At 53.2% G+C, this 16,133-nt stretch carries 13 protein-coding genes and 1 tRNA gene; 11 read left to right on the top strand and 3 right to left on the bottom strand.

What is annotated here, in order from left to right; translation table 11 throughout:
• Window positions 1-7: 7 nt before the first annotated feature.
• The 11 genes from minD to dsr1 all read left to right on the top strand — a co-directional run bounded on the left by minD (window position 8) and on the right by dsr1 (window position 11,646).
• Window positions 8-820: a septum site-determining protein MinD gene (minD, locus tag ABF87_RS00660; RefSeq protein WP_160827198.1), complete on the top strand. Its 813-nt coding sequence runs from the start codon at window positions 8-10 to the stop codon at window positions 818-820.
• Complete coding sequence (minE, locus tag ABF87_RS00655; protein ID WP_160827197.1) at window positions 817-1,095, top strand: cell division topological specificity factor MinE; 279 nt, start codon at window positions 817-819, stop codon at window positions 1,093-1,095. Before minD ends, minE begins: the two co-directional genes overlap by 4 nt.
• A 61-nt stretch (window positions 1,096-1,156) precedes the next feature.
• Window positions 1,157-1,816, top strand: a complete 660-nt coding sequence (lolB, locus tag ABF87_RS00650) for a lipoprotein insertase outer membrane protein LolB (RefSeq protein WP_160827196.1) — start codon at window positions 1,157-1,159, stop codon at window positions 1,814-1,816.
• A 30-nt stretch (window positions 1,817-1,846) separates the two neighbouring features.
• Window positions 1,847-2,689 (top strand): 4-(cytidine 5'-diphospho)-2-C-methyl-D-erythritol kinase, encoded by an 843-nt coding sequence (gene ispE / locus ABF87_RS00645; RefSeq protein ID WP_160827195.1) that lies wholly within the window; start codon window positions 1,847-1,849, stop codon window positions 2,687-2,689.
• Between the two features lie 4 nt (window positions 2,690-2,693).
• A tRNA-Gln gene (locus tag ABF87_RS00640) sits at window positions 2,694-2,768 on the top strand.
• Window positions 2,769-2,930: 162 nt separating this feature from the next.
• Window positions 2,931-3,881 (top strand): ribose-phosphate pyrophosphokinase, encoded by a 951-nt coding sequence (locus tag ABF87_RS00635; protein WP_160827194.1) that lies wholly within the window; start codon window positions 2,931-2,933, stop codon window positions 3,879-3,881.
• Window positions 3,882-3,945: 64 nt separating this feature from the next.
• A complete protein-coding gene (locus ABF87_RS00630) occupies window positions 3,946-4,569 on the top strand; it encodes a 50S ribosomal protein L25/general stress protein Ctc (RefSeq protein ID WP_160827193.1) in 624 nt (207 codons plus the stop codon).
• A gap of 105 nt (window positions 4,570-4,674) precedes the next feature.
• A complete protein-coding gene (gene pth, locus ABF87_RS00625) occupies window positions 4,675-5,244 on the top strand; it encodes an aminoacyl-tRNA hydrolase (RefSeq protein WP_160827192.1) in 570 nt (189 codons plus the stop codon).
• Between the two features lie 56 nt (window positions 5,245-5,300).
• Complete coding sequence (ychF, locus tag ABF87_RS00620) at window positions 5,301-6,392, top strand: redox-regulated ATPase YchF (protein WP_160827191.1); 1,092 nt, start codon at window positions 5,301-5,303, stop codon at window positions 6,390-6,392.
• Window positions 6,393-6,494: 102 nt separating this feature from the next.
• Window positions 6,495-7,598 (top strand): Fic family protein, encoded by a 1,104-nt coding sequence (locus ABF87_RS00615; RefSeq protein WP_160827190.1) that lies wholly within the window; start codon window positions 6,495-6,497, stop codon window positions 7,596-7,598.
• 226 nt (window positions 7,599-7,824) lie between these two features.
• Window positions 7,825-11,646, top strand: a complete 3,822-nt coding sequence (gene dsr1, locus ABF87_RS00610) for an anti-phage defense-associated sirtuin Dsr1 (RefSeq protein ID WP_160827189.1) — start codon at window positions 7,825-7,827, stop codon at window positions 11,644-11,646.
• A 397-nt stretch (window positions 11,647-12,043) separates the two neighbouring features.
• On the opposite strand, the gene ABF87_RS00605 is transcribed toward dsr1, so the two are convergent.
• The 3 genes from ABF87_RS00605 to rapA all read right to left on the bottom strand — a co-directional run bounded on the left by ABF87_RS00605 (window position 12,044) and on the right by rapA (window position 15,923).
• Window positions 12,044-12,424, bottom strand: a complete 381-nt coding sequence (locus ABF87_RS00605; protein ID WP_160827188.1) for a DUF86 domain-containing protein — start codon at window positions 12,422-12,424, stop codon at window positions 12,044-12,046.
• Window positions 12,414-12,809 carry a nucleotidyltransferase domain-containing protein gene (locus ABF87_RS00600; protein ID WP_160827187.1) on the bottom strand — a complete coding sequence of 132 codons (396 nt, stop codon included), beginning with the start codon at window positions 12,807-12,809 and terminating at the stop codon, window positions 12,414-12,416. The genes ABF87_RS00605 and ABF87_RS00600 overlap by 11 nt, the downstream gene beginning before the upstream one ends.
• Window positions 12,810-12,977: 168 nt before the next feature.
• A complete protein-coding gene (gene rapA / locus ABF87_RS00595) occupies window positions 12,978-15,923 on the bottom strand; it encodes an RNA polymerase-associated protein RapA (protein WP_160827186.1) in 2,946 nt (981 codons plus the stop codon).
• Between the last annotated feature and the right edge of the window lie 210 nt (window positions 15,924-16,133).

Here is a 16,133-nt window from a genome sequence, read left to right as displayed (position 1 = left end):
GGTTCAATTGGCAAGAATTATCGTCGTAACATCAGGCAAGGGAGGTGTGGGTAAAACCACAACAAGCGCGGCAATTGCAATGGGATTGGCAAAAGCAGGCTACAAAACCGCTGTGATCGATTTCGACGTCGGCCTGCGCAATCTGGATCTGATTCTCGGCTGCGAACGGCGAGTGGTCTATGACTTCATCAATGTCATCAATGGAGAAGCCAGCCTTAGTCAAGCACTGATCCGGGACAAGAATTGCAACCTGCTCTATATTCTGCCCGCATCTCAAACCCGCGACAAGGACGCGCTCACTCTGGAAGGCGTCGGTAAGGTTCTGGATGAATTATCGAAAGAATTTCAATATATCGTATGCGATTCTCCGGCAGGGATTGAAAAGGGTGCCAACCTGGCCCTGTACTTTGCCGATGATGCGTTCGTAGTGACCAATCCGGAAATTTCGTCAGTACGGGACTCCGACCGCATGCTCGGCATTCTGTCCAGCAAATCCCGACGCGCTGAGCGAAATGAAGAACCGATCAAGGAATATTTACTGCTCACGCGATATGACGCTCAGCGCGTTAAATCCGGAGAAATGCTCGGCCTTGATGACGTTCAGGAGATTCTGTCGCTTGAATTACTGGGAATCATTCCTGAATCAAAATCGGTTTTATCTGCCTCCAATGCTGGGGTACCCGTCATTCTTGATGAAAAAAGCGAAGCCGGTCAAGCCTATAGCGATGTAGTAGCACGATATCTCGGAGAAAAACGTCCTCATCGATTCATTGATGGCAAACAAAGTTTTCTCAAAAGGCTTTTCGGAGGAAGATCATGAGTTTACTCGACTATTTCAGATCATCTAAACCTAAAACTGCGCCCCTGGCGAAGGAACGATTGCAAATCCTGGTGGCGCATGAGCGCACTCACCGTAATCAGCCTTCCTATTTACCACAATTGCAGAAAGAACTCCTCGAAGTCATTCGCAAATATGTCAATGTCGATCAGGATGCGATATCCGTCAATTTTGAGCAAGACGAGAATCAAGAGACCTTAGAGCTCAATATTGTGCTGCCGGACTATCACAATGCCAACAAGGAATTGAATAATTAATGGATCGATCTTCATAGAATCTGTGATATCTACTCAATATCAGCGATCTCTGCATTATAAGATGAGAAAAATTAAGTCCCCCAACACTTGGTTCAACAGCCATCAGTGCGACCTTTGGAGGTGGCTTCTCATCGGTTGTCTTTTTTCATTCGTTTCCGGTTGCGCCAGTTTGACGCCTCAAACCAGTACTGAATCAATCAGCACTGTCTATCTGCAACCTTCCGCACCCGCTTCCGCAAAGCCGGCTGCCGATTTCAACATTCTGGGTCGGATCTCCATTCAAGATCGGGATCAAAGCTCTTCCGGAACCTTCCGCTGGCAGCACCTTGCCAGCAACGATGAGATTCTGCTATTTACACCGCTTGGCCAAACCATTGCCGAGATAACCAACAGCCCGGAAGGTGTTCGTTTGATTACCTCCAAACTCGAAGCTTTCTATGCCAAGGACGTAGAAAGTCTCACTGAGGAAATACTGGGTTGGCGCTTACCGTTGAGTGGATTGCAATACTGGATCCAGGGCGTGCATTCTCCGCTTAGTGGCGCTGAGAAAGACGTCAATACTGCCGGGCAAACAGTAGCCATTCGCCAGGATGGCTGGAAAATTCTTTATACCCATTACACGTCTGCGCAATCCGATCAACCTCCTCGTCCGAGAGTATTGGAGCTCGTGTATGCAGATTTGAGAATCAGATTGGCTATCGATAACTGGAACGTTGAGTAACCTCCTTCCACTGCTCTGACCGTTTTTTCTATGCACACATTTTCCGCTCCTGCCAAGCTGAACCTTTTCTTGCATGTCGTTGGCCGCAAGCCGGATGGTTATCATTTGCTGCAGACAGTGTTTCGCTTCATCGATTTTTCTGATCAGCTAAGTTTCAATGTACGCGCTGATGGCGTGATCAAACTCCATACTCCAGTGAGCGGCGTACCGGAAGACAATGATTTATGTGTGCGCGCCGCCAAGCTGCTCAAGCAAGAAATCCATACCGATCAAGGCGCCGATATTTTTTTGCAGAAACAGATTCCCATGGGCGGAGGTCTCGGCGGTGGAAGCTCTGACGCGGCGACTACATTATTGGCGCTCAATCATTTATGGAAGCTCAATCTGGACAAAGACCGCTTATTAGGACTCGGGCTTCAACTCGGCGCGGATGTTCCGGTATTCATTTTTGGCAACAATGCCTTTGCCGAGGGAATCGGTGAGAAACTCGCCGCCATTGACCTGCCGGCGGCATGGTATCTGGTGCTCGTGCCCCCAGTGCAAGTATCCACCGCCGAAATTTTTGCGAGTAAGGAATTGACACGCAACACATTACCCATCAAAATACCGCCCTTTTCCGTGTGGCAAGGCCACAACGATTTGGAAGCAGTCGTATGTCAGCGTTATCCTGAAGTAAGTCGTTGCTTGGAGTGGCTAAAGCAGTTAGAACATACTACAATATCAAGAATGAGCGGTTCCGGTTCTTGCGTATTTGCGGAGTTCGCGACTGAAGAGGATGCTCAGGTTGCTTTCAAACAGCTTCCAGCGAATATGAAAGGTTTTATAGCCAAAGGATTGGATCGCCATCCTTTGCATGATTTGATGAATGAATAACTCTTGGGGAGTCGCCAAGTGGTAAGGCACCGGATTTTGATTCCGGCATTCGTAGGTTCGATCCCTACCTCCCCAGCCAAATATCAAATAATAACAAGACAAGTACATCCGGTTGCTTGCAGTTCCCTAAGCTTATCAAGACGGACGGAAGATAGCTTCATGTTTGATCACTGCAAAAAGCACCGATGAATAAGAGTACGTTGGGCTCCTCTTTTTGAGCTAATTATTTCTAAGAAATCACATGTCCTACGACAGTTTGATGGTTTTTACCGGTACCGCCAACCCTAAATTGGCTCAAGATGCCGTCAAGCATCTCAATATTCATTTAGGACGAGCCACGGTAGGTCGTTTCAGTGACGGTGAGATCATGGTGGAAATCCTTGAAAATGTTCGCGGAAAGGATGTTTTCGTACTTCAGTCCACTTGCGCCCCCACCAATGACAGCCTGATGGAAATACTGGTGATGGTCGATGCGCTGAAGCGTGCCTCTGCTGGGCGCATCACCGCAGCCATTCCCTACTTTGGCTATGCTCGCCAAGACAGACGGCCACGTTCCGTGCGGGTACCGATCACGGCAAAGGTAGTAGCCAATATGCTCACGACCGTGGGCATTGATCGATTGCTGACCATGGATTTGCACTCGGACCAGATCCAGGGTTTCTTTGATATTCCGGTCGACAATATTTATGGCATGCCGATTCTGCTTGGCGATATCTGGAAGCATAATTATCAGAACCTCGTCGTCGTGTCTCCGGATGTCGGTGGCGTGGTGCGGGCTCGGCATCTGGCCAAACGATTGGAGTGCGATCTGGCCATCATCGATAAGCGCCGCCCGAAACCAAACGAAGCGAAAGTCATGAACATCATTGGGGAAGTCAAGGATCGCACGTGCGTCATCATCGATGACATGGTTGATACCGCCAATACTTTATGCCAGGCAGCCAAGGCCCTGAAAGACCATGGCGCGAAATCGGTGCTGGCCTACTCCACGCATGCGGTATTATCCGGCAGCGCAGTTCAACGAATCCAAGAATCCGCACTGGATAAACTGGTCGTCACGGATACCATTCCATTGCGCGACGATGCGCTGGCGTGTGACCGCATTTGCCAACTGAGCATTGCCAATCTGCTGGCCGAAACCATGCTACGAATCAGTAACGAAAGCTCACTCAGCTCGCTGTTCATGGAGTAATTTACCGCAGTTTCTTTAACCGGTTTGTTTGGTCGCGAACAAATCATTTTTTGGAGTAATCACGATGAAAATAGAAATCAGCGCCGACAAGCGCACATTGCAGGGAAAGGGTGCGAGCCGCCGCCTGCGTGGTTCTGGCAAAGTGCCGGCAATCATTTACGGTGGCGATCAGCAAGCTCAATCGATTGAGATGGATCACAATGATTTATTTCATAAATTGAAATTGGAAGCTTTCCATGCTTCCGTGCTGACGCTGAGTGTGGCGGGCAAGAAGGAACCCGTGCTGTTGCGGGACATCCAGATGCATCCTTACAAGCAGCAAGTACTGCACGTCGATTTCCAGAGAGTCGACAAGAATAAAAAAATTCACATGAAAGTCCCGCTGCACTTCATCAACGCAGAAATATCACCGGGCGTGAAAACCTCCGGTGGCATCGTGTCTCACATTCTTACCGAAGTGGACATCAGTTGCCTACCCGAAGATCTGCCTGAATTCATTTCCGTGGATTTGGCAGAAATGACTGCCGGACATACCCTTCACCTCAGCGATCTAGCGCTTCCAAAAGGCGTTGAAACCGTTGCGCTTCACAAGGGTGACAATTTACCGGTGGCAACCATCGTCATTCCGCGCTCAGTACTCTCCGAAGAAGCTGCGACAGAAGCCAGCGCTGAGACCAAGGCTGGATAAAGCAAATATTTCTAATCGTTGGACAATGAATCTGTCGAGATTGAATAGTTTCGGCAGATTTGTTTTTTCCATCTGTATCTTTCTGACAGCGACTGATCACCGGCCATGAAACTCATCGTTGGATTGGGAAACCCCGGCAGAGAATACGACGGTACCCGGCATAACGCCGGTTTCGACTGGGTCGACCAGCTAGCGCACAAACTGCAAGTTTCGCTCAGACCGGAATCGCGTTTTCATGGTCTGTGCGCGCAAATCCGCCAGAAAGACGCCGATGTGTGGCTGCTGGAACCGCAAACGTTCATGAATCGCAGCGGTCAATCGGTTGCCGCGCTGTGTCAGTTTTATAAAATCCAGCCGCAGGACATGATCGTCGTGCACGATGAACTGGATCTGCCGCCCGGCGTGGCAAAACTGAAAAAAGGCGGCGGTTTGGGCGGGCATAACGGTCTTAAGGATATCGCGGCAAAAATGGGTACTCAGGATTTCTGGCGATTGCGCATCGGCATCGGTCATCCGGGTGATCGCAACGCCGTCGTCGGATATGTACTGCATCCTCCGCGCAAGGAGGAAGCGCCGTTGATCGACGAAGCCATCGCCCGCAGCCTGGAAGTCTGGCCGCTCATCGTGCAAGGCGCATGCGAAGCTGCCATGCTGAAATTGCACACAAAAGCATAACCATGCGGCAAAACTTTCATACAATCGTCGTTTAACCTTTTAATGAGAATCAGGTCATGAGTCTGAAATGCGGAATCGTCGGTCTTCCCAATGTCGGCAAATCCACTCTGTTTAACGCGTTGACCAAGGCGGGCATCGCTGCGGAAAATTATCCCTTCTGCACCATCGATCCGAACGTCGGCATCGTCGAAGTACCCGATCCACGCCTGCAAAAACTCAGCGACATCGTCAAGCCGCAAAAAGTGCAACCGGCTATCGTCGAATTCGTCGACATCGCCGGACTGGTCGCGGGCGCGTCCAAAGGCGAAGGATTAGGCAACAAGTTTCTCGCCAACATCCGTGAAACCGATGGCATCGTCAACATGGTGCGCTGCTTCGCCGATGACAACGTCGTGCATGTCGCCGGCAAGGTCGATCCGATCTCCGATATCGAAGTGATCCAGACCGAACTGTCTCTGGCCGACCTCGCCACGGTGGAAAAAACGCTGCTACGCGAATCCAAGGTCGCCAAATCCGGCAACAAGGATGCCATCAAGCTGTGTGCCTTGCTGGAAAAAGTGCAAGCGCATCTGAACGAAGGCAACCCCGCCAGAACGCTCGATCTCGATAAGGAACAAAAGCATCTGCTGCAACCACTATGCCTGTTGACGGCCAAACCCGCGATCTACGTCGCCAACGTCAACGACCACGGTTTTGAAAACAACCCGCTGCTCACCCGCGTGCAGGAATACGCTGCCAAGGAAGGCGCACCGGTCGTAGCCATCTGCGCCGCGCTCGAAGCCGAAATCGCGGAACTGTCCGACGAGGACAAGAAAATCTTTCTGGCCGACCTGAACCTCGAAGAACCCGGCCTCAACCGCCTGGTGCGCGCCGGCTATGACTTGCTCGGATTGCAAACCTACTTCACCGCCGGCGTCAAGGAAGTCCGCGCCTGGACCATCCACAAAGGCGACACCGCTCCGCAGGCCGCCGGCGTCATCCACACCGATTTTGAAAAAGGTTTCATCCGCGCCGAAGTCATCAGCTATGACGACTTCATCGCCTACAACGGCGAACAAGGCGCCAAGGAAGCCGGTAAAATGCGCCTCGAAGGCAAGGAATACGTCGTCAAGGACGGTGATGTGATGCATTTTCGCTTCAATGTTTGAGCAATATGTCTCAAATTTCCTATTTTTGCGACACATTAGATTGACGTGTCGCTGCGAGCGACATAAACTGACGATATGTCGCAAAAATGCAAAAATTAAACTATGTCAGCTTGGCGTCCGGATCAACCCTACAACGATCTTCCGCTTTTACCTCCCGCAATTGAGCTGGAAACACGCACGGTGCTCAAACAATGCATCGCAGCCCGAGCAGCATTGGCAGAACTCAAGCAAGCCGCCGAACTCATCCCCAATCAGGGCGTTCTGATTAATACCCTGCCGCTGCTTGAAGCCCAAGCCAGCTCGGAAATCGAAAACATCGTCACCACCACAGACCGTTTGTTCCAGTTTCAGAGCGCTAATGAATACGCCGACCCGGTGACACGAGAAGCCCTGCGTTACAGTAGCGCTTTACTCGAAGGATTCCAAACATTGCAGCAGCATCCGCTGAACACCCGCACTGCGGAACAAGTATGCACACGCATCAAGGGCACGGATATGCAAGTGCGGCGCGTTCCTGGAACGGCGCTGGCCAATCAGGCAACCGGCGAAGTGATTTACACACCACCTGCCGGGGAATATCTGCTGCGCACTCAATTAGCTAACTGGGAACGCTACCTACACGAAGCACGCGAAATCGACCCGCTGGTCCGCATGGCAGCGGGGCATTACCAATTCGAAGCAATTCACCCGTTCACCGACGGCAATGGCCGCACCGGGCGCGTGCTGAATAGCCTGTTCCTGATCCAGGAAGATCTGCTGACACTACCAATCCTGTATCTCAGCCGTTACATCATTAAAAATAAAATCGAATATTACCGCCTGCTACTCGATGTCACGCGTAGCCAAGCATGGGAACCGTGGATCGTCTATTTGCTGCAAGGCATCGAAGACACAGCACACTGGACCACTGCAAAAATAGCCGCGATCCGTACTTTGTCAGAATTGACAATTACTCATGTGAAGCAAGTCGCACCGAAAATCTACAGCCGCGAACTGGTCGATCTGATTTTCGATCTGCCCTACTGCCGGATTCAAAATCTGGTTGAAAAAAATATCGCCGGACGTCAAGCTGCCTCACGCTATCTCAAGCAATTAGTAGACATCGGCGTGCTGGAAGAAAGAATCGTAGGACGCGAGAAATTATTCATCCATCCCAAATTGATGCAGTTACTGACACGAGATGACAATGTTGTTACCGCCTACTGATGATGGAACAAATAAGGCCGTGAACCAGCTTATCGAACGAGGTATTGCTCAAGGCTTAATTACCTTCGATGCCGACCAAAAGAATATTGTGTGCAGGATCCAGAACAAGCGGTTTCGATTCAATGTAGAAATTAATGTCATCAAATTCAAGCACATATCCATCTGCAAAACTAACACCACAAGGCTACCGGCTACGCTAAAGCAACTATTTTCTGGAGTACATTGAATGCAGTTCATCACTCACGGCCCCGATATTCCAGATGCACTGCTACAGGCACATGAGGAAGGTCGCGTGGTGTTCTTCTGCGGCGCCGGCATTTCCTATCCCGCCGGTTTGCCAGGTTTCAAGGGGCTGGTGGAACAGATTTATCAGCTGAATGGCACAACACTCAACGACATTGAGCGAGATGCTTTCAAGCGCGAACAGTTCGATGCCACACTTGATTTGCTGGAGCGCCGTCTACCTGGCCAACGACTGGCTGTCCGAAACAAGCTGGCGCAGGCGCTGAAACCGAAGTTCCGCCGCAAGGGTGCTACCGATACGCAGGCGGCGCTGTTGCGTCTGGCTCGCAGCCGCGAGGGCGCGCTACGGCTGGTCACCACTAACTTCGACCGCGTGTTTCATGCGGCAGCCAAGCGCACAGGCCAGGCGTTCCAGGCCTATACGGCACCGATGTTGCCGATCCCGAAGAACAGCCGCTGGAACGGGCTGGTCTATCTGCACGGCCTCCTGCCAGAAAAAACGGACGACACTGCCTTGAACCAGCTAGTGATCACCAGCGGTGATTTTGGGTTGGCATACCTGACCGAGCGCTGGGCGGCGCGCTTCGTGAGCGAGCTGTTCCGCAACTACGTGGTCTGTTTCGTGGGCTACAGCATCCACGATCCGGTATTGCGCTATATGATGGATGCGTTGGCCGCCGACCGGATACTGGGCGAAGTCACACCGCAGGCCTGGGCGCTGGGTGATTGTGAGTCGGGGCAGGAAAACCGCAAGATCAACGAGTGGAAAGCCAAGGGCGTCACGCCGATCCTGTACAACGTGACGGCCGACGCGCATGGCCATTCGGCCCTACACCAGACCTTGCAAGCCTGGGCCGAAACCTACCGCGACGGCGTACTGGGCAAGGAACGCATCGTAATCAGCCACGCCCTGGCGCGGCCTTCGGCAAGCACACGACAAGACGATTTCGTAGGTCGGATGCTGTGGGCCTTGTCGGACAAATCGGGGCTGCCGGCCAAACGGTTTGCCGATTTCAATCCCGTCCCGTCGCTGGATTGGTTGCTGGAGGCCTTCTCGGACGAACGCTATCAGCATAGCGATCTGGCTCGCTTCGACGTGCCGCCTCGTGACGAGGCAGACGCCAAATTACGCTTCAGCCTGATTCATCGACCTGCGTCCTATGACCGTGCACTACCGCTGCGGCTGGTCTCCGGCGGCATCACTGATAGCCAGTGGGACGACGTGATGTTTTATCTGGCTCAGTGGCTCACGCGCCATCTGGATGACCCGAGGCTTATCCTCTGGATCGCGCAACGTGGTGGCCGGATACACGACCGCTGGTTGCGGCTGATCGAAGATAAACTGGATCACTTGGCCTCGTTGCAACGTAATGACAAGACCGCTGAACTGGATGATATCCGCTTACACGCACCCAAGGCCATCCCGGGGCCGCTGATGCGAACCCTGTGGCGCCTGCTGCTCAGTGGACGAGTAAAATCACCGTGGCGCACTTTCGATCTTTATCGTTGGAAAGATCGTCTGAAGCGGGAAGGGCTAACCACTACACTACGACTGGAACTGCGTGACCTACTCGCACCCCGTGTGGCGTTAAAGCAGCGGTTTCGCTGGGGTGATGAGGAAGCGAACACGGACGAACCCGCGCACATCGAACAATTGATGGACTGGGAACTGGTGCTGACCTCTGATCGCGTTCACTCGACTCTGCGCGACTTTGCCGATGAAAAGTGGATAGCAGCCTTGCCGCAGTTGTTAGAAGACTTCCAGCAACTGCTGCGCGATTCACTGTACCTGTTGCGCGAAATTGGCGAAGATAATGACCGCAGGGACAGCTCTCACTGGAATTTGCCCTCTATTACCCCACACTGGCAAAACCGGGGCTTCCACGACTGGGTAAGCTTGATTGAATTGCTACGCGATGCCTGGCTGGCTCTTCGTACCAAAGATAGTACACGCGCTGTGCGGATCGCCCAGGACTGGTTCGAGTTGCCGTATCCCACCTTTAAACGACTTGCCCTGTTTGCTGCCAGTCAGGATGGTTGCATCGCGCCCGAGCAGTGGGTGAACTGGTTGCTGGCCGATGGTGCCTGGTGGCTGTGGTCGACGAATACGGGGCGGGAGGTGTTCAGACTGTTCGTTCTGCAGGGACACCAACTGGCAGAGGCCGCTCAGGAACGTTTGGAATCAGCCATCCTGGCCGGCCCACCGCGCGAGATGTACTGGGATGATCTGGAACCAGAACGGTGGCAAGACTTGGTGGCTCACTCTGTCTGGCTGCATCTGGCCAAACTGAACGCATCGGGCCTCACGCTGGGGGCACTTGCAGCGGCACGCTTGGCCGAATTGTCCAATGAATACACGCAGTTGGCCGCGAATGAAAGTGATGAATTCTCCTGCTGGATGGGTGGTACCGGCGATCCTGACTATGAAGAAAGTCAGGATATCGATATTGCGCCTCGAAAGCGACGCGAACTCGTGCAATGGCTTAAAAAACCACAATCTGAACGGCGATCCTTCTACAACGACACGTGGCGCGACGCCTGCCGAAAGCACTTACTGAACAGCCTGTACGCGCTATGCGATTTGACACAAGATGACGAATGGCCAGCCAGCCGATGGCGCGAGGCCCTGCAGGCCTGGAGCGAAGAAGGCAAGGTGTTGCGGTCCTGGCGCTACGCCGCGCCTCTGGTACAGACCATGCCCGCCTCCATCCTGCAGGAACTTGCCCACAGTGTGACATGGTGGATTGAAGCTGTTTCAAAGTCGATCAATCAGCACGAGGAGATTCTGCTGAACCTGTGCCGCCGGGTTCTGGCCCTGCCATTTGAAGCAGGCACCGGGATGACTCGCAATGGTGAGCCGCTTGATCACCCTGTTACCGAAGCCATCAATCATCCGGTAGGGCATGTCACGCAGGCACTGATCAACCTTTGGTTCAAACGCAATCCAAACGACAACGATCAGCTTCCCGCCGACATCAAGCCCTACTTCACAGAAATCTGCGATACGCAAGTGGATCGGTTTCGCCACGGCCGAGTACTGCTGGGTTCGCAATTAATCGCGCTCTTCCGAGTTGACCGCACCTGGACCGAGCAATATCTCTTGCCGCTGTTGTGTTGGAACAATCCGGTTGAGGCAAAAGCCGTGTGGGAAGGTTTCCTGTGGTCGCCACGCTTATACCAGCCCCTGCTGACTGCATTCAAGCCTCAGTTCCTAGAAAGCGCAAACCACTATACTAGCCTAGGCGAACACCGTCAGCAGCTCGCAGCTTTTCTGACCTATGCAGCGCTCGGGCCGATCGAGGGTTACACCGCGAATGAGTTCCAGTCCGCGATTGGCGCTCTCCCTAAAGAAGGACTGGAAGAATGCGCACGCGCGCTGTATCAGGCGCTTGAAGGAGCCGCCGACCAGCGCAAAGCCTATTGGAAAAATCGTGTCCAACCGTTCTGGCAAGACATTTGGCCCAAATTCCGCGACCTCGCTACGCCGCAAATCGCCGAGTCATTGACCCGCCTGGTCATTGCTGCCGGAGGCGAATTCCCAGCGGCCTTGGCTGCGATACGAAACTGGTTGCAACCCATTGAACACCCACATTACGTTGTAGATACACTCCACGAATCGGGATTATGCGCACGATTCCCGTCAGATGCTCTGTACCTGCTAGATGTAGTGATTGCTAATCAACAGTATCGGGCACCCCAGGAATTGAGGCAATGTTTGGACGAAATCGTGCATGCTGCGCCAAAGCTTGCTCAAGACTCTCGTTACCTGAGGCTACAAGAATACCTACGGAAGCAAGGTCTCTGAATTGAATGCGGCAGAATCATACGACAATCCAATCGACCTGTTTGAGCTTGTGGTCGATCAGTTGGCGTGCCTTTTCTTCGGGATTGATGCGTATTTTTCCCTAACCCGCGGTAAAACGAGATATCGCATCGGATCAGCAATAACCTAGCGTTAACAAAGAGTTTGCATTATATCCGGATTGATCGGTGCCGATGACTCTATGCTTTGTTATATCGCCACAATCACCCGCACGGCATCAACGGTCAATGCTTCCCACTTCCCTGTATGATTTCATCGTTCCTACTCAGACGGGCTCCCAAGCCATACGGAATTAGACCACAATGTAAAATCACCGGTTTTCAACTCATTCTTGCCGCCGGGAGTGCGCCGCATCCTTGAGCAGCACTGCTTTGCTGTACTACAAAAATTCGTCCAGATGGTTTTCGATTATCGCCACGGTGATCGGTAATTGCAGTGCCTGATACTCATGCACCGCAATGTTGCGGAATCCCACCATGCGCTTCAGCTTGTCCGCCAAGGCCGCATCGATCCAGCCTGCCTGCGCCAGCAGCGCAAACACATCGCGCGCGCTTTGCGGGATACCCAGCCGTTCTCGGCGGATCAAGTGCTGCCCCATATCCAGCGCCGCTTCACAGGCGCGCTGGATGTTCAGAATGGCGGCGTCTTGCCGGGTATGATTTTTGGCAAACGTGGCGGGATCGGCTTCGTATTCTTCGCGAGCGCGCAGCACACAACGCTCAATGGTGGCGGCTTTGTTCAGCAAGACGTCATCGGCCATACACGCTCCCGCTGTGTCGAATGTCTTCAATCAATGTATTCCGGGCCTCATCCAGCGCGGTCTTGTCACTCAGAGTGGCTGCTTCAAAAAGCGCCGCCTGACTATCCTTTTGCCACCAGCGTACGCCGGTGGTAATGATCTGATATTGCATGACAGTCGAAGCCGCCCGGAGATCGAGCAAATCCACGGCACAACACGCAACATCGGCCAATTCTCCAGCCAGATCGAACAACAGCAATGGATCGGCATAACCGGCCACCAATACCGCCAGATCCAGATCGCTTTCAGCACTGGCATGGCCCTGGATGCGGCTGCCAAAGGCATACAGCGCCAGCAGTCCGGGCAAGCGATCTTGCACTCGCTTCAAGATGATTTCTTTGTTCATACGGTCTCCTGAACTCAGAGAGTGGGACAGACTCTGGCGTGCATCATACCCTCTCGCCACTGATATCACTGCTTTTTTCGTCATTCCCCGTTAGCACCTCAGCTTTTTTCATCATTCCCGCGAAAGCGGGAATCCAGTGCCTTCGACCCCGCAGTCCGCCTCATGGCTTTACGTCGCCACAATCACCCGCACGGCATCAAGCCGCAGATGGCTGGACTGCAATGCGGCGGTCAGTTGCTGCAATTGTTGCTCGAAGAACTGAATTTCCTCGTCGCGCACGTTCGGGTTGACGTGTTGCAGCGCTTTGAGGCGTTCGATTTCCGGGGTGAAGGTTTGCCGGATGCGCGCTTCGGCTGCGGCGATGAGTTGCGGCGCTTGTGCGTTGGCCTGTTGTTCGCCCGCAGCTAGCAGTTCGCGGATGGCGTCTTCTTTCAGTTGGATCACTTGCTTGGCGATACCGGTCGCAACCGGTTGCAGGTGTTGATTGACCGCTTCGTGGTCGAGGTGCGGATAATCGCCGTTGCCTTGTTCGTCCAGCAGAATGCGGATCACGGCGGGCGGCAGGTAGCGGTTGCTTTGCTGCACGTTATGGCCGCCCGCTTCGAGCACAAATAGGGTTTCCAGCAGCAAAGTACCAGGCTGCACGCGTTTGTGCTTCAGCATGACCACCACGACGTTACCGGTTTCCTGACTGAGAATCCGCTCCATGGCGTGCGTGACCATCGGGTGTTCCCATGTCAGGAAATGCATATCCTCATTACCCAGCGCCACATTGCGTGCGTAGGTGATCACCGATCCTTCATCCTGCAAACCGGGAAACGGCATGCTCATGCGTTCGCTCGGTTCGATCAGGAAACTGCCGGCGCGATGTTCCTCGATGTGCACGCCGCAACAGTCAAACACCGTGTCCATGTAATGCGGCAGCAATGCGTCGTCATCCTGCGCTTGTGCTTGCCGAGTCAGTTTGTTCGCGATGAGCGGACGGAGCGAGTTGTATTCGAGCAGTTTGTCGCGACCACGGTCGAGCGCTTCGTTCAGCTGCTGATACGCAGTCTGGGTCACACCGATCAATTCCGTCAGGGTATCGCTGATGGTTTCACGCTGATGCAATGCAGCGATGAGCTGGTCTTCCACCTTGACAAATACCGTTTGCCCGGCCGGACAGGTTTTCTCAAACGCGTTCAGTCCTTCGTGGTACCAGTGAAACATCACCGCCAGCGCGCTGTTTTCCAGATAGGGCACGTGGATCTGGATGGTTTCGGTCTGGCCAATGCGATCGAGGCGACCGATGCGTTGCTCGAGCAGATCGGGATTGAGCGGCAGATCGAACAGCACCAGATGATGGGCAAACTGAAAATTGCGGCCTTCGCTGCCAATCTCGGAACAGATCAGCACCGGACCGCCGGTTTCGCGATCGGCAAAGAATGCGGCGGCGCGATCACGTTCGAGCAGACTCATGCTCTCGTGAAACACCGGAATGAACTGGCCGGTCTTTTCTTTTAGCGCTTGCGCCAGATCACGTGTGGTTTGCGCGTTGGCGGCGATGACCAGTACTTTTTCCGGCTTTACCCGCTTGAGCGTGTCGATCAACCATTGCACTCGCGGATCGATTTCGGTCCAGTAGGGTTGCTCATCTTCGCATCGCACCTGGTAGATCAGTTCCGGACACAACAGCAGTTGCGGTTTGGATAACGGTGTGGTCTCAAACGTCGTCAGGCAGGATTGATATTCCGCCGGAAGCGGCAATGGATTAGCCACCAGCTTGCGTTCGGGAAACCCTTTGACTGCCGTACGCGTATTGCGAAACAGAATACGCCCGGTACCGTGCCGATCGAGCAGCGATTCCGCCAATGCGTTGCGGGCGTGTTCGCGTTGGGATTGTTCCGCAGCAGCGTCTTGCAGTTGCATCAGCAGGGCGCCGGCCTGCGCCGGGTCGAGCGTATCGGCAATCAATTGGCGAATGCCGTTGCTCAATTCCTGCCCTTCGAGCAGCACTTCGACCGCTTGGGCGATCGGTTCGTACGATTGCTCTTCGGCGACAAATCCGGAGAAACTGCTGAAGCGATGCGGATCGAGCAAACGCAGGCGGGCATAGTGACTGGCTTTGCCCAATTGTTCCGGCGTTGCGGTCAACAGCAGCACGCCACGGGTGCGTGCCGCCAGTTGTTCGATCATGGCGTACTGTGGGCTGACAGCTTGCTGCGACCAGTGCAGATGATGCGCTTCGTCGACCACCAGTAAATCCCAATGACCTTCCAATGCTTGCTTGAATCGTTTCGGGTGCTGACGCAGAAAATGCAGGCTGCACAACACCAGTTGTTCGCTGTGGAACGGATTTTCGCCATTCTCGTAATGACTGTTGTTACCGCCTTCCCCTTCCTCCTCATCTTCGTCGATTGCTTCCAGCGACAAACAACGCTCTTCATCGAAAATACTGAATGGCAAATTGAAACGTCGCAGCATTTCCACCAGCCATTGATGCACCAGGGTTTCCGGCACCACAATCAGCACACGCTTGGCGCGTTCGGTCAGTAATTGCTGGTGCAGAATCAGACCGGCTTCGATGGTTTTACCGAGACCGACTTCGTCGGCCAGCAATACACGCGGCGCAAAACGACGACCGACTTCATGTGCAATATAGAGCTGATGCGGAATCAGGCTGGTACGCGTACCGACCAAACCATATAGCGGCGCTTGCGCCAGCCGATTGCGGATCAGCAGTGTCTGGTAGCGGATGCGGAACCATTTATCGTGGTCGAATTGCCCGGTGAAAAGCCGTTCCATCGGGCGATTCAACTGAATATGATGTGCTAATTGTTCCTCAGCAAGCTCGATCTGTTCACCCGCCTCACTGATTCCCGAGTACGTGATCAAGCCATCCCGAGACGTGACTTGAGTTACCCGATATCGCACGCCTTGCTGGCTGTGGATGGTATCGCCGATTTTGAAAATAATTCTGGTGAGCGGCGCCGATTGCTTGGCATACGATCGAACTTCATCGGCGGCTTTGAAAATGATGTGGACGATTCTATGCTCAACAGTTCGGACCGTGCCCAGTCCCAGTTGTAAATCGACGTCGCAAATCCAGCGTTGGCCAGGCTTAAAATCTTGCATGCAAAAAATCAGGACTTAAAAGAACCGTATAGTAATCGAAAACGATGCAGAACTGGTTACAGCTTAATTTTTGCGGATGTGGAGAAGGCTTAAAAAAGCAACGAGTAAAACGCTGTGGAGAAAAATTATAGCCGGTTAATTTTCGATCGAAAGAAAACTAACCGGCTATAAAGCATTCAGAAAAACTTTTTCTTATTGATTTACTGAAGA

This window comes from Nitrosomonas sp. JL21 (genome assembly GCF_009833095.1).
In the GTDB taxonomy this organism is placed as follows: Bacteria; Pseudomonadota; Gammaproteobacteria; order Burkholderiales; family Nitrosomonadaceae; genus Nitrosomonas.
Note: the sequence above shows the minus strand (reverse complement) of the source record. Positions and strands in the feature narration are given on the sequence as shown.

What these genes read in the sequence shown, in the direction of transcription:
- minE (WP_160827197.1), top strand. Translation starts at nt 817, where the DNA reads ATGAGTTTACTCGACTATTTCAGATCATCTAAACCTAAAACTGCGCCC.
- lolB (WP_160827196.1), top strand. Translation starts at nt 1,157, where the DNA reads ATGAGAAAAATTAAGTCCCCCAACACTTGGTTCAACAGCCATCAGTGC.
- ispE (WP_160827195.1), top strand. Translation starts at nt 1,847, where the DNA reads ATGCACACATTTTCCGCTCCTGCCAAGCTGAACCTTTTCTTGCATGTC.
- ABF87_RS00635 (WP_160827194.1), top strand. Translation starts at nt 2,931, where the DNA reads ATGTCCTACGACAGTTTGATGGTTTTTACCGGTACCGCCAACCCTAAA.
- ABF87_RS00630 (WP_160827193.1), top strand. Translation starts at nt 3,946, where the DNA reads ATGAAAATAGAAATCAGCGCCGACAAGCGCACATTGCAGGGAAAGGGT.
- pth (WP_160827192.1), top strand. Translation starts at nt 4,675, where the DNA reads ATGAAACTCATCGTTGGATTGGGAAACCCCGGCAGAGAATACGACGGT.
- ychF (WP_160827191.1), top strand. Translation starts at nt 5,301, where the DNA reads ATGAGTCTGAAATGCGGAATCGTCGGTCTTCCCAATGTCGGCAAATCC.
- ABF87_RS00615 (WP_160827190.1), top strand. Translation starts at nt 6,495, where the DNA reads ATGTCAGCTTGGCGTCCGGATCAACCCTACAACGATCTTCCGCTTTTA.
- dsr1 (WP_160827189.1), top strand. Translation starts at nt 7,825, where the DNA reads ATGCAGTTCATCACTCACGGCCCCGATATTCCAGATGCACTGCTACAG.
- ABF87_RS00605 (WP_160827188.1), bottom strand. Translation starts at nt 12,424, where the DNA reads ATGGCCGATGACGTCTTGCTGAACAAAGCCGCCACCATTGAGCGTTGT.
- ABF87_RS00600 (WP_160827187.1), bottom strand. Translation starts at nt 12,809, where the DNA reads ATGAACAAAGAAATCATCTTGAAGCGAGTGCAAGATCGCTTGCCCGGA.
- rapA (WP_160827186.1), bottom strand. Translation starts at nt 15,923, where the DNA reads ATGCAAGATTTTAAGCCTGGCCAACGCTGGATTTGCGACGTCGATTTA.